The 20291-nt window shown below is 40.7% G+C and carries 22 protein-coding genes; 8 read left to right on the top strand and 14 right to left on the bottom strand.

Annotated features, from left to right (window positions below):
• From UMU13_RS02320 to UMU13_RS02255, 14 genes are all read right to left on the bottom strand, one after another.
• Window positions 1-1494 (bottom strand): NADH-quinone oxidoreductase subunit M, encoded by a 1494-nt coding sequence (locus UMU13_RS02320; RefSeq protein WP_328216931.1) that lies wholly within the window; start codon window positions 1492-1494, stop codon window positions 1-3.
• A gap of 10 nt (window positions 1495-1504) precedes the next feature.
• Window positions 1505-3418 carry an NADH-quinone oxidoreductase subunit L gene (gene nuoL, locus UMU13_RS02315; protein ID WP_328216930.1) on the bottom strand — a complete coding sequence of 638 codons (1914 nt, stop codon included), beginning with the start codon at window positions 3416-3418 and terminating at the stop codon, window positions 1505-1507.
• Window positions 3419-3427: 9 nt separating this feature from the next.
• Window positions 3428-3727, bottom strand: a complete 300-nt coding sequence (nuoK, locus tag UMU13_RS02310) for an NADH-quinone oxidoreductase subunit NuoK (protein ID WP_328216929.1) — start codon at window positions 3725-3727, stop codon at window positions 3428-3430.
• Between the two features lie 11 nt (window positions 3728-3738).
• On the bottom strand, window positions 3739-4239 hold the full coding sequence (locus UMU13_RS02305) for an NADH-quinone oxidoreductase subunit J family protein (protein ID WP_328216928.1): 501 nt from the start codon (window positions 4237-4239) through the stop codon (window positions 3739-3741).
• Between the two features lie 3 nt (window positions 4240-4242).
• Window positions 4243-4677 carry an NADH-quinone oxidoreductase subunit NuoI gene (gene nuoI, locus UMU13_RS02300; protein WP_013885411.1) on the bottom strand — a complete coding sequence of 145 codons (435 nt, stop codon included), beginning with the start codon at window positions 4675-4677 and terminating at the stop codon, window positions 4243-4245.
• A gap of 10 nt (window positions 4678-4687) precedes the next feature.
• On the bottom strand, window positions 4688-5674 hold the full coding sequence (gene nuoH / locus UMU13_RS02295; protein WP_013885410.1) for an NADH-quinone oxidoreductase subunit NuoH: 987 nt from the start codon (window positions 5672-5674) through the stop codon (window positions 4688-4690).
• A gap of 63 nt (window positions 5675-5737) precedes the next feature.
• Window positions 5738-8035, bottom strand: coding sequence for an NADH-quinone oxidoreductase subunit NuoG (gene nuoG, locus UMU13_RS02290; RefSeq protein ID WP_328216927.1), 2298 nt, complete (start codon window positions 8033-8035; stop codon window positions 5738-5740).
• Window positions 8036-8051: 16 nt separating this feature from the next.
• Complete coding sequence (gene nuoF / locus UMU13_RS02285) at window positions 8052-9842, bottom strand: NADH-quinone oxidoreductase subunit NuoF (protein WP_328216926.1); 1791 nt, start codon at window positions 9840-9842, stop codon at window positions 8052-8054.
• Between the two features lie 9 nt (window positions 9843-9851).
• Entirely contained in the window at window positions 9852-10352 is a 501-nt protein-coding gene (gene nuoE, locus UMU13_RS02280) for an NADH-quinone oxidoreductase subunit NuoE (protein WP_328216925.1), read from the bottom strand.
• A 12-nt stretch (window positions 10353-10364) separates the two neighbouring features.
• Window positions 10365-11570 carry an NADH dehydrogenase (quinone) subunit D gene (gene nuoD, locus UMU13_RS02275; RefSeq protein ID WP_328216924.1) on the bottom strand — a complete coding sequence of 402 codons (1206 nt, stop codon included), beginning with the start codon at window positions 11568-11570 and terminating at the stop codon, window positions 10365-10367.
• 16 nt (window positions 11571-11586) lie between these two features.
• A complete protein-coding gene (locus UMU13_RS02270) occupies window positions 11587-12081 on the bottom strand; it encodes an NADH-quinone oxidoreductase subunit C (RefSeq protein WP_328216923.1) in 495 nt (164 codons plus the stop codon).
• An 11-nt stretch (window positions 12082-12092) separates the two neighbouring features.
• Window positions 12093-12569, bottom strand: coding sequence for a NuoB/complex I 20 kDa subunit family protein (locus UMU13_RS02265; RefSeq protein ID WP_013885404.1), 477 nt, complete (start codon window positions 12567-12569; stop codon window positions 12093-12095).
• The gene (locus UMU13_RS02260; RefSeq protein WP_328216920.1) at window positions 12560-12913 is read right to left on the bottom strand and encodes an NADH-quinone oxidoreductase subunit A; all 354 of its coding nucleotides are present in this window, start codon (window positions 12911-12913) and stop codon (window positions 12560-12562) included. The genes UMU13_RS02265 and UMU13_RS02260 overlap by 10 nt, the downstream gene beginning before the upstream one ends.
• A 217-nt stretch (window positions 12914-13130) precedes the next feature.
• A complete protein-coding gene (locus tag UMU13_RS02255; protein WP_328216918.1) occupies window positions 13131-14042 on the bottom strand; it encodes an RluA family pseudouridine synthase in 912 nt (303 codons plus the stop codon).
• A 146-nt stretch (window positions 14043-14188) separates the two neighbouring features.
• Between UMU13_RS02255 and rpsF the strand changes: the two genes are divergently transcribed.
• The 8 genes from rpsF to UMU13_RS02215 all read left to right on the top strand — a co-directional run bounded on the left by rpsF (window position 14189) and on the right by UMU13_RS02215 (window position 20291).
• Entirely contained in the window at window positions 14189-14656 is a 468-nt protein-coding gene (rpsF, locus tag UMU13_RS02250; RefSeq protein ID WP_328216916.1) for a 30S ribosomal protein S6, read from the top strand.
• A gap of 3 nt (window positions 14657-14659) precedes the next feature.
• Window positions 14660-15094 (top strand): single-stranded DNA-binding protein, encoded by a 435-nt coding sequence (locus tag UMU13_RS02245; RefSeq protein ID WP_328216913.1) that lies wholly within the window; start codon window positions 14660-14662, stop codon window positions 15092-15094.
• Window positions 15095-15119: 25 nt separating this feature from the next.
• Entirely contained in the window at window positions 15120-15347 is a 228-nt protein-coding gene (gene rpsR / locus UMU13_RS02240; protein ID WP_013885399.1) for a 30S ribosomal protein S18, read from the top strand.
• Window positions 15348-15395: 48 nt separating this feature from the next.
• Window positions 15396-16316 (top strand): DUF2232 domain-containing protein, encoded by a 921-nt coding sequence (locus tag UMU13_RS02235; protein WP_328216911.1) that lies wholly within the window; start codon window positions 15396-15398, stop codon window positions 16314-16316.
• Window positions 16313-17227 (top strand): cation diffusion facilitator family transporter, encoded by a 915-nt coding sequence (locus UMU13_RS02230; protein ID WP_328216909.1) that lies wholly within the window; start codon window positions 16313-16315, stop codon window positions 17225-17227. The genes UMU13_RS02235 and UMU13_RS02230 overlap by 4 nt, the downstream gene beginning before the upstream one ends.
• A 49-nt stretch (window positions 17228-17276) precedes the next feature.
• A complete protein-coding gene (locus tag UMU13_RS02225) occupies window positions 17277-18506 on the top strand; it encodes an LL-diaminopimelate aminotransferase (RefSeq protein ID WP_328216906.1) in 1230 nt (409 codons plus the stop codon).
• Window positions 18507-18583: 77 nt separating this feature from the next.
• Entirely contained in the window at window positions 18584-19516 is a 933-nt protein-coding gene (gene fmt / locus UMU13_RS02220) for a methionyl-tRNA formyltransferase (protein WP_328216903.1), read from the top strand.
• On the top strand, window positions 19506-20291 hold the full coding sequence (locus UMU13_RS02215) for a DUF116 domain-containing protein (RefSeq protein WP_328216900.1): 786 nt from the start codon (window positions 19506-19508) through the stop codon (window positions 20289-20291). Before fmt ends, UMU13_RS02215 begins: the two co-directional genes overlap by 11 nt.

Here is a 20291-nt window from a genome sequence, read left to right as displayed (position 1 = left end):
TTATTTCATCGCTACTTTAACAGCTTGGATATTTTCAACCAATTTTGCCACGCTCTCATGCATGTATGAGGTAAAAGTTTCCGGATATAGACCTACCCAGAACACCAGTATAATCAACGGTGCCATATATATTACTTCCCGGACATTCACATCCAGCAGTTTCTCCCATTTTGGGTTCAATTTGTGGAAAAACACCCGCTGATACATCCACAACATATAAACTGCTGCAAAAATAACACCGATTGTAGCTACTATCGCATAATTTGAAAATGCCTGAAAACTACCAACCAGTATGAGAAATTCACCAATAAAACCGCCCATACTCGGCAGAGCTACTGATGCCATAGTAAAAATAAGAAAAAATGTCGCAAATACCGGCACTTTCGCAGCAATACCACCGTATTCGTTGATAATACGTGTATGAGTTCTTTCGTAAATAAGCCCCACCAAAAGGAAAAGGGCCCCTGTAATTATCCCATGGTTAAACATCTGAAGTATGCCACCTTCAATTCCGGCAGGGTTAAAGGCATAAATTCCCAATGTAACAAAACCCATGTGACTGACTGAAGAATACGCCACAAGTTTCTTGATATCATCCTGCACCATTGCCACTAATGCACCGTAAATAATTGCAATTACGGAAAGTGTTGCAATCAATGGAACAAATTTTATTGACGCAAGAGGCGTAATGGGGAGGCAGAAACGCAGAAAGCCGTAAGTACCCATTTTCAACAGTACTCCTGCCAGTATGACTGAACCGGCTGTTGGAGCCTCCACGTGTGCATCCGGAAGCCATGTATGAAACGGGAACATGGGAACCTTAATAGCAAACCCAAGGAAAAACGCCAGGAATACAAATATTTGAAATTCAGCGGGATAAGTAACAGATGCAATTTGTAAGATATCAAATGTATATACTCCGGTAATAGCACCATGTTTAAAGTAAAGTGCAATAATTGCCAGCATCATCAACAGGGAACCGCCCAATGTATATAGGAAAAACTTAACTGCAGCGTATATACGTCTTGGGCCGCCCCATACACCGATTATCAGATACATGGGAATAAGCATTGCTTCCCAGAAGATGTAAAAGAGAAAGAAGTCAAGAGCAAGAAAAACCCCTACCATACCTGTTTCTAATACCAGCATGGAAAGGTAAAATTCTCTCTGTCTTTTTTGTATATACGTAAAAGACCCCAGTATTGCAATCGCTGTAAGAAGAGTTGTAAGAAAAATCATTAGTACTGATATACCGTCAACGCCAAGATAATACTGAATACCAAAAGCCGGAATCCAGTCTACTTTTTCAACAAACTGCATAGCTGCAGTCCCCTTGTTAAAGTTAAACATCAGGGGCATTGTCATTATCAGTTCAATAACGCTGGCCACAAAAGTAGCCCACATTGTGGCTTTTCCGCTTCTGAAGAACAAAAAGATCAGAAATGCAGCCAGAAGCGGGAAAAATATAAGTGTAGTCAAAATGTTATCTATCATGACCTTCCCCCTAATATCCCATATAAAATATTGATAGTAAAATCACAACACCCAGCACCATTGTGAACAGATAAGTCTGCATACGGCCGGTCTGAATAATCCTGAGAAAGCTTCCCAGTGATCTTGCAATCCATCCGACACCATTCACTATAAAATCTATCACATTGTTGTCGAATCCTTTCCACAGGAATCTTGAAATAAGCACAATCGGCTGGATAATAACTGCATCATACACTTCATCAAAGTACCATTTACGGTAAAAGAAGTTATGCACCGGCTTAAAGGCTTTAACCGTTTTACCGGGCAGTTCGGGTTTTTGAATGTAATAAAGATACGATACATATATACCTGCTGCTGCAAGAACAATTGATAAAATCATCAAGCCGGTTGAAAGTGCAGCACTCATATGATGTGCTCCGGCATGAGCCGGTGTAAGTACCGGTCCGAGGAAAGAATGTATGTAACCGTTTTCAAGCGGATATCCGAATATAGCACCCACAACAACCGAAAGTATCGCAAGCAAAATAAGCGGTACTGTCATTGAAGACGGTGATTCATGAGCATGATCGTAAAGGTGCTTATCCCTTGGTTCACCTTTGAAGACCATCCACCAAAGCCTAAACATGTAAAATGCAGTCATAAAAGCAACCACTGCACCGATAAACCATGCAAACTTAAAATCAGCGGAAAAGGTCATAGCAAGAATTTCGTCTTTACTCCAGAAGCCTGCAAGCGGTGGAATACCTGCTATTGCAATACATCCAATCAAAAAGGTATAGCCGGTAATAGGCATCTTCTTAATAAGCCCGCCCATCTTTCTGATGTCCAGTTCATCCTGCATAGCATGCATTACACTACCTGAGCAGAGAAAGAGCAGAGCTTTGAAGAATGCATGTGTGAACAGGTGGAATATTGCCGCCACATATGCTCCCGCACCTGCAGCCATTATCATATATCCTAACTGGCTGACTGTTGAATAAGCCAGTACTCTTTTGAAGTCGAACTGTGTCAAACCGATTGTTGCCCCTAAAAAGGCTGTAATTGCACCCACATACACTACAATTACACTGGTAACCTCAGCCTGAGCGAAAAGAGGATTACAGCGTGCTACCATGTAAACACCGGCTGTAACCATTGTAGCTGCGTGTATTAATGCTGAAACCGGAGTAGGACCTTCCATAGCATCCGGCAGCCATACATGCAGGGGAAATTGAGCAGATTTTCCAATTGCACCGCAGAAAAGTCCAAAAGTCATTATATCCAGAAGACTCATCTGGATGCCGAATATCGGATAAGTTATCTCTTTTGCCTGTTCTATCGCATGGATATTGAATGCGTCGCTGTAACTGAGACTGTTAAATGTAATTATAACCAGTAATAGTCCTATATAAAAACCGAAGTCACCAATTCTATTGACCACGAAAGCCTTCTTACTGGCATCAGCTGCACTGTCTTTATGAAACCAAAAACCGATCAGTAGGTATGATGAAAGACCAACAAGTTCCCAGCCAACAAAAAGCATCAGGAAATTGTTGCCAAGTACCAGAATAAGCATCGATAATGTAAAAATGGAAAGATATGTAAAGAATCTCCAGTGACCAGGATCATGATGCATATAGCCTAGAGAATAGATATGAACCATTGTACTTACAAAGGTCACGACTATAAGCATAATCGCCGTTAGTTGGTCAATAAGAATTCCAAACGGTATGTGTATATTTCCGGCTATTACCCATTCGTATACAACTGTATCGAGGTGATATCCGCCGGCAACTCTCACAAAAGTCAGAATGGAGAGCACAAGTGATATGAGTACACCTGCAATGGATACATAACTTGCTTTCTCCTTCAAATAAAGCCTACCGAAAAAGGCGTTTATAATTATTGCTGCAAGAGGTCCTAATAGTATCCCTAACTCAATCATTTTCCTCTCCTATTTACTCATTAAATTAAACTCATCTGCATTTATCGTCTGTTTGTTCCTAAAAAGTGAAATAATTAATGCAAGACCTACTGCCGCCTCAGCAGCCGCTACGCACATAATGAAAACGATAAATATCTGTCCGCTCATTGCATGTAAATATTTGGAAAAAGCAGCCATATTTATGTTGACCGCATTAAGCATTAGTTCCATTGACATAAACATAACAATCAGATTTCTTCGTATAAGCACGCCGGTGATACCGATCCCGAACAATACCGCGCTTAATATCAAATAATGCTGCAATAACATCGCCTTCCCCCTTAATCTTTTTTCGCAAGGGCTATGGCCCCGATCATTGCCACAAGCAGCAATATTGATGATACCTCGAAAGGCACCAGATAAGTGGTAAACAGCTCTTTACCAAAAAGAAACACATTTCCGGATTCTTTCATGATTTCAGGGGTTATAGTTCCTTGCTTTCCGATGACATTAGTGCTTCGGAGTGTGGCAAAAATCTGGATAACCACCACAAGAGCCACTAGTGTGCCTAATGTGTACCTTACAGGCACTTTGATAAATCCGCGGCTTTTCGGATTCAGTAGCATTACAACGAATAAATACAAAACCAAAATTGCACCCGCATAAACGAGCACCTGGATTGCCGCGATAAATTCAGCATTAAGCTGCACAAATATCCCAGCCACGGCAAAAAACGTCAAAAGCATCCACAGTGCCGAGTGTACCGGGTTAATCCGTGTAATCATGAACAGGGCTGAAATTATCGCTACAAATGCGAGTACGTAAAATGCCAACTGTTCCATAATCTATTCTCCTTTATAATTTTGTACCAAATATTTCATGTTTACTGTGTATGTATCTCTTCTGGACTGTACAATATCAAATCTGTTACCCATATGTATAGCATCCACTGGACAGGCTTCCTCACAGAATCCACAGTATATACACCTTGCTAAATCAAGTTCATATTTTTTTACAAGACGCTCGCCTTTCGGACCGGCATCGGTTTCTATATGAATACAATCCGAAGGGCAAACTGCTTCGCAGAGGTAGCATCCCACGCACAAAGATTCACCTTTCTCGTTAGTCTTCATATAGTGCAAACCTCTGAATCTCGGAAAAATAGGCGTCGCTTCATAAGGGTACTTATAAGTAACGGGCTTCTTGAAAAAATGTTTAAGTGTGACACCCATCCCCTGCAGCATTTCAGTAAATAATATTGTGTTAAATATATTTTTCATAGCCAACTCCTTACCTCACAATGTAAACTATTACTGCCGTTACCACTATATTAGCAAGAGCAACAGGTATCAGCACCTTCCAACCAAGATGCATAAGCTGATCAAAACGTAAACGCGGGAATGTAGCTCTCAGCCACAGGTAGAAAAACATGAACAGCAAAACTTTCAGCACGAACCATATGAATCCCGGCAGAACAGGTCCGCTGAATCCTCCAAGAAAAACAATTGCAGCAATGGAGGAAACGACATACATGTTGGCATATTCAGCCAGGAAAAACAGAGCAAATTTCATACTTGAATACTCTACATGAAAGCCGGCTACAATTTCTGTTTCCGCTTCCGGCAAATCAAAAGGAGCTCTGTTTGTTTCAGCCACAGCAGAAATGAGGTAAACCACAAAAGCAACAATTTGGGGGACAATGAACCATACAGTCTGTCCCTGCGCCAGAGTGATTTCCCTGAGGCTAAGTGTTCCTGCAAGCAATACCGGGCCGACAAGCGCAAGCCCCATAGCTGTTTCGTAGCTGACAACCTGTGCTGAAGATCTAAGACTACCAAGCAGAGCATATTTTGAATTCGAAGCCCAACCAGCCATGATTATTCCGTAAGTGCCCACAGATGAAATCGCCAGAACATATAACAATCCAATATTGACATCCGTAATATAAGGCTGCATTTCCCTTCCCATAAACATAAATTTATCGGCAAAGGGGATCACCGCAAACGCGGCAAGAGCAGGAATAAGACTTAAAAGCGGAGCAAGAATGTACACCGGTTTGTCCACCATTGTAGGGACAACATCTTCTTTGGACACCAGTTTCAGACCATCTGCAATAGGCTGCAAAAGACCTTTCCATCCCACATGCGTAGGACCGAGCCTTACCTGCATATGCCCGACTACTTTTCTCTCTGCCCATGTCATATAGGCAACACCGAGTAACAGTACTGTGATTACAAGTAAAATTTTGATTAATATCAAAACCACATCAATTAGCATAGCTAACCTCGTTAAAATTTTTATATTAAATACTTAAATCTCTAATCCCGGCGCATTTAAGCGCTATGCCTCGTGTTTAACCAGGTCCACTTTGAGATAGCGTCCTTTATGAAATACCGCCGCCGTCTCATTATAGTCGTTCGGGAGAAAAACAGTTCCCTTGTCCACATGTTTATCAATATTAACCTTATATTTACGGGTCATATCACCCACCTTAACAGCGAGGTATTCACCTTCTTCAACATTCAACGCTTTTGCATCCTCCGGATTTATCTCAAGCATTGCCTCACTATATACTTTGGATAAATCAGGTGAATGTCTCGTATATGAACCGGAATGCAGTCTAAGCGAAGCGGGAGCCAGATAATATTTACCGGTACTGGCAAGCTCCATCTTTTCATCTTTTATGTCTTCTGCAAACAAGTATGGATAACTTATTACCTCACCGTCAAAATTTATTGAAGAGTATAGTTTATTTTCTTTTTTAATCATATCTCTTACGGACTCAATATCCCTCGGCAGTTCCTTTGACAACTTAGCGGATAAATCACCTATTATATCAGCATCCGTTGGTAACCCCTTTTCCACAGCTTTAAAAATCTGCTGAACACGACCTTCCAGGTTGGTAAAACTGCCATCCTTTTCGGTAAAAGTAGCCACAGGCAGATAAACATCTGCCAATTCGGCAGATTCACTGAAGAACGGGTCACTTACCATTACAAAATCTAACTTTTTGAAAGAACCTGTGAGATCCTTGAATTCAGCTTTTGTTGCAAGATTTTCACCAAAAACAATAAGTGCCTTTAATTTGTCTGTTTCCAGAGCTTCTCTCAGGCCTTCGCCTTTTTCGGCCTCTTTGTATCCTGGCTTCAATCCGTTAACACATCCCATGTCAGCTATGCCCTGAGAGTTATTTTTCCATTTGCATGGCACTGTTATGAGATTATTCACAGAGTTTTTCAGCCTTTTGGCAAATTCTATATCTTTTCTTGCATACGGATCATAAATAACCACAGGTTTTTCAGCTTTGCTAAGCTCTTCAGCCATCGCTTTATAGTTACCTTTTCCGCTCTCTACTGTGGAAACCAAATCATCAATTTCCTCATAAATTTTCTTCGGGTTATCTTTGATAAATTCACTGGAAACCCTTCTTAAGGCAGTATATTTACTGTAGAAAACATTAAGTTTCGCCGGGTTGTGCCTTGCAGCACGTCTTACGGCTAGTCCCAGTATTGGATTTGATTCGGTTACATCATTATTAAGCACCAATATATAATCACTGTTTTCCACATCTTCATAAGTTCCTTCCGGAAGGGCATCTGCTGTTTCGAATGAATAAATATTCTTTGTGCCGATAACATCTCTTCCGAATTTCTGAGCCAGAAAAGCTTCTTCGTTGGTAAGTCTCGGTGAAACAATCACACCAATAGACTCCGGACCGTGTTCTTCCTTTATTTTTACAATTTTATCAGCACTAAAATCAATAGCATCGGTGTATTCTTTTTCGCTAAAACCGGATTTCCCTTTTATCATAGGTTTGCTTTTGCGCTTGGTTGAGTTAAAAAGCTCGAACCCAAACCTGCCTTTGGCACACAGAAAACCGTGGTTTATACCTGCTTCCGGATCTTCGGAAATTCTGAATACTTCATTGTCCTGATGATCTACAACAACAGTGCAGCCGCATGAACAGAAGCCACATGTAGAATAAGTGCTTTCCAAATTCCACGGTCTGTTCTTAAAGAGGTATACCCTGTTATTAAGTGATCCGACCGGGCAAACACTCATACACTGACCACAGTATTCACAATGCCACGGTTGATCAAACGAGGTTCCGATTATAGTATCCGTGCCCCTGTTCTGAAAGCTGATTGCCTGTATGTTAACGACTTCATCACAAATTCTTACGCACTTTCCGCATAAAACACACCTGTCTATATCTCTTTCAATAAAAGGATTTGAATGATCCACGGGAGTATCGTTAGGCTCAGCATCAAAACGCTCATCATTTATACCAAACTCAAATGTCAAGTCCTGCAGCGTGCACTCGCCACCCTTATCACAAACAGGGCAATCGAGTGGGTGGTTAATGAGTAGAAGCTCAATAGCAGTTTTTCTCACCCTCTGCAATTTCTCAGTCTGTGTAAAAATGTTCATTTTATCGGCTGCCGGCGTTGTACAGGCAGTCATGAGTTTTGGGCTGCCTTCCACTTCCACAAGACACACTCGGCAGGCACCGAAAGGATGCAGCATTTTATGATGGCAAAGAAGCGGTATATCCACACCTGCTTCTTTGGCAGCATCAAGAATTGTGGAACCTTCTTTTACTTTAACCTCAATTCCGTCTATTGTAAGGGTTAGCATAGCTCTTCCTCTCCGGTTAGTCTATTGCATTAAATGGACAATTAACAATACACTCACGACATTTAACGCACTTCTCTTTATCTATATAAGCAACTTTCCCTTTCTCCCAGGAAATAGCATCAACCGGGCATACTTTATAGCATATCCCGCACTTTTTGCATTTTTCATCTATAACAACAAACTCTATAAGCTCAGGACATTCCCTGGCAGGGCATTTTTGATCATATATGTGGGCTTCATACTCATCCCTAAAATACCTGATAGTGGTCAAAACAGGATTCGGGGCTGTCTGTCCAAGACCACAAAGTGATGAAATCTTAATGTCTTCAGCTAAACTTTCCAACAGCTCAATATCGCCTTCTCTGCCCTTACCGTCACTTATACGCTCCAGGATATCGAGCATTGTCTTGGTTCCGACTCTACAGGGTATGCATTTGCCGCAGGATTCACGCTGCGTAAACGTCAGAAAGAACTTGGCAATATTAACCATGCAATTTGTTTCATCCATTACAACAACACCGCCTGAGCCCATCATAGCACCGGCTGCTGTCAATGAATCATAGTCAATCGGTGTATCGAGCAAATCCTCAGGCAGACATCCGCCGGAAGGTCCGCCCATTTGAACAGCCTTGAATTTACGCTTCTTGGGGATACCTCCGCCCACATCATATATAAGCTCTTTTACTGTAATCCCCATAGGAACTTCCACGAGTCCTGTACTTTTGACTTTTCCACTGAGTGCAAATATCTTTGTCCCTTTGGATTTTTCAGTACCGATTGTCGTATACCAGTCAGCTCCGTTAAGTATTATCATCGGCAGATTAGCAAAGGTCTCAACATTATTAACATTAGTTGGTTTCTGCCATAAGCCTTTCACAGCCGGGAAAGGAGGTCTGGGCCTGGGCATCCCTCTTTCACCTTCAATTGATGCCAGCAAAGCTGTTTCTTCACCACATACAAACGCACCGGCCCCCTCTTTAAGATGAAGCTTAAAATTAAAGTCAGTGCCCAGTATATTATCACCGAGATAGCCTCGCTCCTCAGCCACTTTGAGCGCTTTTTTCACACGGGCTATAGCCAGCGGATACTCAGCCCTGCAGTAGATGTATCCTTCATTACAGCCTATGGCATATGCGGCAATCAGCATACCCTCGATAACATCATGGGGATTTCCCTCTATAATACTTCTGTCCATAAAAGCACCGGGGTCCCCCTCATCTGCGTTACAAACAAGATATTTATGATCCCCGGGTGATTTCCGGCAAAAAGTCCACTTAAGACCGGAAGGGAAGCCACCGCCCCCGCGTCCTCTTAAATTGGCTTTTTTAACCTCTTCAATAACATCTTCAGGAGACATTTCCTTGATTACTTTAGTTATTGCCTCATAACCACCGAGCTGAATATAGTCATCTATATCCTCAGGGTCTACAACGCCACAGTCCTTAAGTACATAACGTTTCTGCAATCTATAGAAATCGTAATAACTCTTTTTGGCCGCCCATTTTTTTACAGGTTCGCCTTCTCCAATATGCTCATCAACTATCGTCTGAACCATATCCGGAGTAACATGCTCGTACGTAGCAGCTTCTTCGCCGGGTAGATAAATATCCACAAGCACATCGCGCTCACACAGCCCCCGGCAGCCTGTCTGTTTTACTTTGCACTCCCGTTCCTTGACAATTGCAGGGACATTCTTGCTTTTAAAAACCTCATTGAATGCATCCATAACTTCATAAGCACCGGATGCAACACCTGCCGTCCCTGTGCAAATATGCACTTCTATTATGTCTGATTTAACAGCACTCATAACTTGCCCCTATTCTTCTTCTTTAAATTTTTCTGCGTAATCTTTAAAAATTTCTCTGGATTTTTCAGGTGTTAAATTTCCATGCGTTTTATCGTTAACCATAATCACAGGCGCCATACCACAGGCACCTATGCAGGAAACCTCTTCAAGAGTGAAACCATAATCTTCAGTTGTTTCTCCGTCCCCTATTCCAAACTCTTCTTTAACAACCTCGGAAATTCTGCCGGAACCTTTAACATGACATGCGGTTCCTCTGCAGACTCTTATCACATACTTGCCACGGGGACTAGTATAAAACTGTGCATAAAATGTTAACACACCATAAAGCTCATGAGGTGATACATTTAAAACATCACCCATCCTTTCGAGCATTTCTTTGGACAGGTATCCGTACTCTTCCTGAACAGCCTGTAATACAGGTATTGTCGAACCTTTTTTACCTTTATATTTTTCACAAATTTTATCTATTTTAGAAAGATCAAGCTCTTCAGCTACAGCATTTTCATCCATAAATGCCTCCTTTTACCTGTCTATCTCACCAAGTACAATATCTACGCTGCCTATAACCGCCACAAGATCGGCAAGCATATACCCCCTGGACATTTCAGGCAATGCTCCCAGGTTAACAAACGAGGGTGCCCTGATCTTTAATCTATAGGGTTTCGCATCCCCGTCACTAATTATGTAGTAACCGAGCTCACCTTTAGGAGCTTCGACACATCCGTATGTGTGCCCTTTGGGCGGTTTAAAGCCTTTCGAAACTATGTAAAATCTTCTGATAAGTGCTTCCATCTTCTCATAAACTTCTTCATGTGAAGGATAAGCAACCCTGGGATCATCAGTCATGGTGGGTCCTTCAGGAATACCCTCCATAGCCTGTTTTATGATTTTCTTTGCTTCCCTGATCTCTTTCAGACGAACAAGGTATCTGGCATATACGTCCCCGTCTTCATACACGGGTACCTCAAAATCGAACCTGTCATAAATACCATATGGTTCGTCCCTTCTTAAGTCAAAATCTATACCGGAGCCTCTCATAATAGGGCCGCTCACACCATAACTAAGAGCATCCTCTTTTGAGAGATATCCAATTCCTTTTGTTCTTTTCAGCCAAATTCTATTTTTGGTAAGTAATCTTTCATATGTATCAACCCTTTCATCGAGAATCGAAACAAATTTACCCAGCCTCTTAAAAAACTCTTCAGGCACATCGTCTCTGATTCCTCCCACTCTCATCCAGGAGCTGGTCATCCTCTGACCTGTTGCAATCTCAAAAAGATCGAGAACATACTCCCTTTCCCTGAAAGCATAGATAAAAACGGTCATAGCGCCTATATCAAGAGCATGGGTAGCTATCCATACAAGGTGGCTTACTATACGGGACAGTTCAGCCAGAATAACCCTGAGATATTCCGCTCTCTCAGGTATTTTAACATCAAAAAACTTTTCAACAGCGAGACAGTAACCCAGATTGTTGGAAAGTGGGGAAAGATAATCCAGCCTGTCTGTCAAAGGGATGAATTGGTGGTACGTTCTGTTTTCTGCCAGTTTCTCTACACCCCTGTGAAGAAAACCTATATCCGGCCTTACATCCGCGATTGTCTCACCGTCGAGATCCACAACCAGCCTTAAAACCCCGTGAGTACTGGGGTGCTGAGGACCCATATTAACAGTAATAAGTTCGCTAACCTGTTTTTGTTCTCTATCTTTCACTTCTGTATTCTGCATAGCATAACTCCCAAACTTATTTACTAAAGCTTATGCCGAGATTTTGCTCATCTACGTCATTAAACCATTTACGCCCTTTAAGCGGGTAATCTTTTTTCAAAGGGTTACCCTCAAAGTACTCAGGCATAAGTATTCTGCGTAAATCCGGATGCCCCTCAAAACGCACTCCGACCAGATCATACTGCTCCCTCTCAAGAAACAGTGCTGACTTCCAGAGATCCGTTACTGTTTCCAGGGAATCAGATTCAATTTTCACTCTCACAAAAACTCTTATTTTATTTGTTATGGAAAACACATTGTATATTACATCAAATTTCTCTTTTCTTTTCGGCCAATGTGCAGCAACAACATCGACAAGATATTCAAAATCACATCCATCTTTCAAAAAATTTAAAACTTTCTTAAAAGCATAAGGCTTTGTGTCCAAAAATCTGCAACCATGCTTTTCGCTGAAAGTAACATCTTCAGGGAATTCTGCCCCTACTTTCTTTTTTATATCCTCAAAATTCATATCACACCCCACTATTTCCTGAGTATTTTTTCTGTCTTAATTTGCTGCTGCAGTGCAACAATAGCATCCAGAAGAGACTCAGGCCTGGGAGGACATCCGGGAATGTAAAAATCCACCGGTACTATCTCATCAACTCCCTGAACAGTTGCATATGTATCAAAAATCCCACCGCTTGTGGCACAGCTTCCCATAGCAATAACCCATTTCGGCTCAGGCATCTGATTGTAAACCTTCCTGAGAACGGGTGCCATCTTTCTTGTCACAGTACCTGCAACAATCATAACATCCGACTGTCTCGGGGTGGCCCTGAAAATAACTCCGAGCCTGTCAAGGTCATATCTGGCAGCACCTGTAGCCATCATCTCAATAGCACAACAAGCAAGCCCAAAAGTCAGAGGCCACAACGAAGAACGCCTTGCCCAGTTGACCAGTCCGTCAACAGATGTGGTTAAAATATTATCCGAAAACTTATGCTCCATTACTCCCATTCCAGCACTCCTTTTTTCCAGTCATAGAAATAACCTACTATCAGTATAATCAGAAACACGAAAACCGAAGTAAGTCCAAGCAGGCCGACTTTATCAAAAGCCACGGCCCATGGAAACAAAAACACTAGCTCCACATCGAATATTACAAACAACATGGCAATGACATAAAAACGTACATTATAACGTTTCCTGGCGTCACTAAACTCGGGCATCCCGCATTCATAAACACTGAGCTTCGATTCGTCTGGTTTGCTGGGACGTATAAGTACCCCGACCACCATACTGATAATGCCGATCAAAGCTGCCGCAAAAAGCATAATTACTATTGGTAAATAAGGACTCATAATATCACCTCTGTATTTTGTATACAGTATGCATTTCTTAACACACCGCTCATGCCCTGTCAACAATAAACATCGTTTTAGCACAACAATATAAAATTATTCAATAGTTATTTCATTTGCCTATTTTGTTCATAGGAATACACAATATATGATCGCAAAATCGGGTGCTTTCCTAAGCCATTAAAAGATCTCAACATGTAAAACTGCATCACGTCTTTCATTCAGCCAACACATTTAACAGTTTTTTCATATCTGCAGGCAGCTCAGCTTCAAAATAAACCTCTTTTCTTTCAAAGGGGCAGAAAAAACTCAGGCTGAATGAGTGAAGAGCCTGCCTCTGTATAGGGTAGCCTGTGGCTTTTTTGCCGCCGTACAGACTGTCCCCGATAATTGGAAAACCGAGATGCGCCATATGTACCCGAATCTGGTGGGTTCTTCCTGTAAAAATCTTCACTTCAGCCTTAAACGCACTTTCATACCTCTCCATAACCACAACCCTGCTTTTTGCAAACCTCCCGCCTTCTTTCAAAACCGCCATTTTATATCTTGTCACAGGGTGTCTACCCACCATATTTTCTATTTCATAGATATTTTCAATAGGATTTCCAGCGCATATGCATATATATTTTTTACTGATCTTTCTATTTTTAAAAAGCCCCTGAAGCTTTTTCTTGGCATCAAATGTTTTTGCAACAATCAACAAGCCTGATGTGTCTTTATCCAAACGGTGTACAATGCCTGGTCTGTCGTCTCCCTCCCCCTCGCTTGCAACACTCTCCAGTGAATAGAGCAAAGCATTTACCAAAGTAATGTTATTATTTGACTCTGAGGGGTGCACGGCGATTCCGGCCGGTTTGTCAACCACAGCATACCATTCATTCTCATATACTACTCTCAGGTTTAAATCCACTGGTCTCAATTGTATTTTTTCTTTTTCTTCCGGGAAGTAAATATCCAGAACGTCTCCCTCTTGTACAGAAGCAGATGCCTTTTTAATTTCATTGCTATTTAGATAAACACGTCCATCTTTGACAATCTCTGAGCTGAATGACCTTGATATATCAAAGTTCTCGGAAAGACAGATATCCAGTCTCTTAAAATACTTATCTGAAGCAAAGCGCTTATGCAAACCTTCTCTCAATTATAAAATCCCTACACCGTCAAGTTAAACCAACATTTCAGTTGACATATATAAATTAAATTGTTATCAAAATCAACTACCTTGCTGTGCGCATAAAGTGTTCGGCTATTAATCCAAAAGGAGGAACATGTATAATGAATTTGTACGAAACGGTATTACTTGTTAACCCTGAGCTGCCCCTAAAGGATGCACAGGAGTTATCGGAAAAGTATCAGGAGCTTATTAAGAAGCAAAACGGAGAAATTGTAAACACTGAGGCATGGGGCAAACTCAGATTGGCCTATGAAGTTGAAGGACACAAAGAAGGTCTCTATTTCCTCATTCAATTCAAATCAGACACACCGGTTCTTCAGGAACTGGAAAAACGTTTCAAATACGATGATAACGTCCTAAGACAAGCTTTGGTAAGAATCGACGGCAAAAAATTCAAACTGAAAAAGAAATCTGACGAAAAAGAGAAAAAAGAGAGAGCGAGAAAAGGGAGCCCCAAAGACACAGAGGAAAACGCTCCTAAGGAAGAAAATGTAGAGGCGGCTGAAGAAAAGACTCCAACAGCCGAAGAAAATCCACCGAAAGAAGAGAATACTAAAGAGAAGGAATAAAATATGGGGTTCTTAAATAAAGTCATCTTACTTGGTAACGTGACAAGAAATCCGGAAGTGAGGTATATTCCAGGATCAGGAACGCCGGTTGCTAAGTTTGGTCTTGCAGTTAACAGAAGATACAAAAGCGGTGATGAGTATAAAGATGAAACCCTCTTCATTGATATATCTGCATTTGCAAGACTCGCCGAAATTACCGGAGAATATGTAACCAAAGGTATGCCGCTGCTGGTAGAAGGAAGATTGACCTTCAGAACGTGGGAGCAGGATGGTGTAAAAAGAAGCAAGCATGAGATAGTTGCAGAAAACATCCAAATGATATCCCGCCCTTCCGGTCAGAGCAACAGATCTGAAGGAACTGCATCTTCTGAAAATTCACAGATTACGGATAATTATTCCGGCAATGATACAATGGATGAAAACGACATCCCTTTCTAAAACTTTATAAGGAGGAATATACAAAATGGCAATGAGAAGAAGATTTCAAAGAAAAAAAGTTTGTAAATTTTGTGCTGATAAACTGGATATTGACTATAAAGATACTAAACTGCTTAAACAGTATATCACAGAACGGGGAAAAATCATGCCCTCAAGGCTGACGGGAACATGTTCAAGACATCAGCGCATGTTGGCATCTTCAGTAAAAACGGCAAGAAATATTGCACTTCTTCCCTACACGTTGAACAGATAATATAACGAAAGGCGGGCTGAATTCGCCTGCCTTTTTTTAATAAAAGATATGTCTCAGAATTTTTTCAAAAAATATTCTTACATTCCGTTCAGACTTTTACCATTAATCGCTCTGCTTTTATTTACATCGAATGTTTTTTCTCCGCAGATAGGTTTTATTCTGACTTTTTTTCTTCCTCTTATAGTGATTACTTACCTAAATGGAACAGACAGAGATAAGAAGAGCGATGCATATAATTTAGTCGCATTAGCTATAGCAGCTTTTTACAGCCCAATAATTGCCTTTTATTTTATACTGATCGTTGCTGTACCTGCGTTGCTGCTATATTATGACACTGTAACAGAGAAAAAACTGTACCCGGTAATCACCTCCGGAATACCTGTTTTAATTGTCACAGTGATAGCACTGCTGGCTCTGCCGGAATACAGACAGATGCTTCATGATGCAATAGTGCAAAATATTGACGCAATATCGAAGCAAATTCAGCAAAACAATGTCCCTCTGGAAGAGCGCGGATACATTGCTTATATTTCGAACAATAAAGAGAAAATTGCACAACTTGGAATCTTCCTGCTGCCCTGCTTAAGCTACTCATACACTTCACTTTTGAGCTTTGTCAGCAGAAACTTTGCCTATAAGTTCAGGAATCTGCCCATAAAGCTGTTCAAAGTTCCTGATATCCTGATAATACCTTTCTTAGTGGGTGGATTTCTTATTTTAACTGAAACCACCACGCTAAAAATGATTTCCTACAATTCAACCGTAATATTTTCGACATTGTTCTTTTTTCAGGGGCTCGACCTGGTAAATTTTTTCATGCAGAAGTTCAATATTTTCGTTTTTTTAAGGCTTTTAGTCTATATTATAATATTTTCCGAACCTTTTATGCTGGTTGTAGTTGCACTTTTCGGTCTTTTTGATAACTGGTTTCATTTTGATGAAATGCGCTTAAAAAAGGATAAAAAGTGACCAGAAAAACGGGAGCCGCCCTCACTTCAGCTTTTGTGGCAGGTACTCTGGCTGTAATCAAACTTGTAACCGGGCTTATGATAAACTCACTGGTCATTGTCACTTCAGCAGTTGACTCCATAATGGACATTGTTACTTCATCAATTAATTATTATGCCATAAAAGCTTCAGAACAACCACCTGACAAAGAGCACCCGTTCGGACACCACAAGTATGAGTCACTTGCAACCTTTATACAGTCCATAATAATTATGCTGTCAGGATTTTACATATTGTACGAGGCATATTCAAAATACATCAACAAAGAATCCGTTACCAACGTGAATAACGGATTGTATGTTATGTTTTTTTCTATACTGGTTACTCTCTTTCTTACAATTTTTCTGCGGCGTACTGCCAAAAGAGAGGAATCGGCAGTTCTTAAAGCGGATGCACTGCACTACGAGATTGATATTTTGACAAATCTCGGTGTAATAGGGACGCTGTTTGTAGTAAAGTTCACGGGTATTGAAATTATAGACCCGGTTGTGTCTGTTTTAATAGCTGTCTACATCGTTTATTCCGCATTAAAACTGAACTTTAATGTAACAAAGGATCTCGTTGATACTGAATTGCCGGTTGATATTAAAGAAAAAATCATAGATATAATCAAGCAATATGATGATTACCACCTGGATTTTCACCGCTTGAGAACAAGACAAGCCGGTTCAAAAAAATTTGTGGACCTGCATCTTACGCTGTGCAGGGAAGTCTCTTTGAAAGATGCTCATAAAATAGCTGACATAATTGAAAAAAGGATTAGAGATGAAATAAAAAACTCAGACGTTATTATACATATTGAGCCGTGCGAAGATGAAAATTGCCCCGGTATAGACTATTGTGACAAAAAAGTAAGAATCGACGTTGATTAAAAGTTGAAATTAATGCAATTTTACATAAAACAAAAAAACGGAGGAAAACATGAGTAAATTTATGCAAAACATGATTGCCGAAAGACTCGGAGGCAATATGTTCGGCAAAGACACGAAAATCTACAAGTTTGAAAAAATAAAGAGAGCTAAAAAGGCGGCGATGGAAAAAGATCCCTCTGCCGAATTGATCGATATGGGTGTGGGAGAACCTGATGATAAAGCACCTGCTGAAATCGCAGATATCCTAAAAAAAGAAGTGGACAAAAAGGAAAACAGATTTTATTCGGACAACGGTATACAGGAGTTCAAAGATGTAGCGGCAGACTATATGAAAAAACGCTTTAACGTTGATATAGATCCGGTAAGTGAAGTGAACCACAGCATCGGATCAAAACCAGGGCTGGCAATGATACCTTTCACCCTGATAAATCCTGGTGATATATCTTTAATGACGGTACCGGGTTATCCTGTAACAGGCAGCCTTACAAAATACCTCGGAGGTGATATTTATACCCTCCCCCTTACAAAAGAAAACAATTTTCTCCCCGATTTGGATGCAATTCCCGAAGATATAAGAAAAAAAGCCAAACTGCTCTATTTAAACTACCCCAACAATCCCACCGGAGCGGTAGCAGGTAAAGACTTTTTTGAAAAGGTTGTAACGTTTGCCAAAGAAAACAATATAGCTGTTGTCCACGATGCTGCGTATATAGAACTTACCTACGGTGAAAAGCAGCCTTCTTTTCTTTCAGTTGAAGGCGCCAAAGATGTTGGAATAGAAATTCATTCTCTTTCAAAATCATTTAACATGACAGGCTGGAGACTGGCATTTGTTTGCGGCAATGAGACGCTTGTTAAAGCATTTGCCACAGTAAAAGACAATTATGACTCAGGTCAGTTTATTCCCATTCAGAAAGCAGGAGCATACGCTCTGCAGCATCCGGAACTCATAGACAAAACAAGGGAAAAATACAAAAGGCGTCTTTCCAAACTGTCGGAAATACTTTCAGATATGGGTTTTTACGTGAATCAGCCCAAAGGCACATTTTATTTGTACTTTGAGATACCAAAAGGAACAAAAAGCGGCAAGAAATTCAACAATGCTGAAGAATTCTGCGATTTTATGATCAGAGAAAAATATATATCTTCTGTTCCATGGGATGACGCCGGAAATTTCCTGAGATTCAGTGCAACTTTTGAAGCCGAATCCCTTGATGAGGAAGAAAGAATAATCGGAGAAATCAAAAAAAGACTTTCTGAAGAAGATTTTATATTCTAACATCATTATTGTTTATAGGTGAGGGTTGAAACATGCACCCTCACCTGTCCATAACAGCCGCATTTCAAGGAGTAAAAATGAAAGTTATATATATGGGGACTCCCGGCATTGCCATAAAACCTCTCGAAAGGCTGGTAAACCACCCTGAAATAAATATTCCTCTTGTTATATGCCAGCCGGATAAACCCAAAGGCAGAGGCAAAAAGCTTGCACCTCCACCGGTAAAAGAATTTGCCGAAAAAGCCGGAGTTGAAGTTTATCAGCCTTTAACATTAAAAAATAACAATGAGCTGGTGCAGAAAATCTCCCATATTGAGCCAGATTTTTTGGTAGTGGTGGCATACGGCAGGATTTTGCCGAATAACATTCTCAATTCCGCCAAATATGCCCCGATAAATGTGCATTTTTCGCTTCTGCCAAAATACAGGGGAGCGGCACCGGTTAACTGGGCTGTCGTTAATGGTGAAGAGCATACAGGGGTTACAACAATGCTCATGTCCGAGGGACTGGATGAGGGGGACATATTGCTCCAGAAATCAGTAGAAATCGATTTAAAAAACAGCATTGAGCTGTCAGAAGAACTGTCGGAACTCGGCGCTGAATTAATTGTAAAAACACTGATAAACTTTGAACATATACAGCCCAGACCGCAAAACCACCGTTTAAGCAGTTACGCTCCTGTTATCAAGAAAAAAGACGGGCTTATAGACTGGTCAGAAAGTGCATCGCAGATAGAAAGACAAATCAGAGGATTTCAACCCTGGCCATCGGCTTTTTCCTATATCAATGGTAAAATGATAAAACTTTTTAAAGCTGAGGTTGTCCAAAATATTGAATCTTCCCATGAAGCCGGGGCAATAATTGAAATTAACAAAGAATCTTTTACTGTTAAATGCGGTAAAGATTGCCTTCGGATACTGGAGCTGCAGATGGAAGGGAAAAAACGTACAACAGTTAAAAACTTTCTCTCCGGGAATAAATTAGAAAAGGGTATAAGACTTGGACAATAGGTTAAAACCGGAAAAAAAACGGCTCTTTATAATACTTCTGTCGATAGTAGGCTCAACACTGGTTGTACTGACAGGCTTATTCTGGTATATATCCTATAAAGGCTTAGACTCCATATCAAAATTTGCCGGAAATATTTTCACACTTCTGATACTCGCTTTCGGAGTTTTTTTACTTTTTTCTGTTTTAGTGCTTGTTTTTACGATGATATCGGGTAAACAGTCCAAAATTGCCTCAAAACTGCGCGGCCCGCTGAATAAACTTCTTTTTCCTCTTGTAATAAAAGTTTCAAAACTCTTACATCTTGATAAAGACAGGATAACCCGATCTTTTATAGCAATAAATAACGAACTTGTAATGGAGTATCTCAATAAAAAAACTGTAAAAGATCTTCTTGTACTGCTGCCTCATTGTATTCAGCTGGAAGATTGTGAACTAAAAATCACAAAGGATATCTTAATATGCAAGAAATGTGGCAGATGCGATATAGGAGGTCTTGCAAAAATTGCAGAAAAGTATAATTTAACAATGAAAGTAGCCACAGGCGGAACCATTGCCAGACGTTTGATAAAAGAAAAACGTCCTGATGTCATTCTGGCTGTGGCTTGCGAAAGGGACCTGCTGAGTGGTGTTTTGGATACATATCCACTGCCCGTTCTCGGAGTTTTTAACACCAGGCCAAACGGACCTTGTATAAACACAATGGTGGATGTGGATCTTATTGAGGAAATAATAAAACTTTTAAATATATCACCCGCCGGCAGGCGGGAAGTGTAG

Origin of the sequence: Flexistipes sp. (genome assembly GCF_036172515.1) — a bacterium.
Classification (GTDB): domain Bacteria; phylum Chrysiogenota; class Deferribacteres; order Deferribacterales; family Flexistipitaceae; genus Flexistipes.
This window is presented reverse-complemented; position numbering and strand designations above follow the sequence as displayed.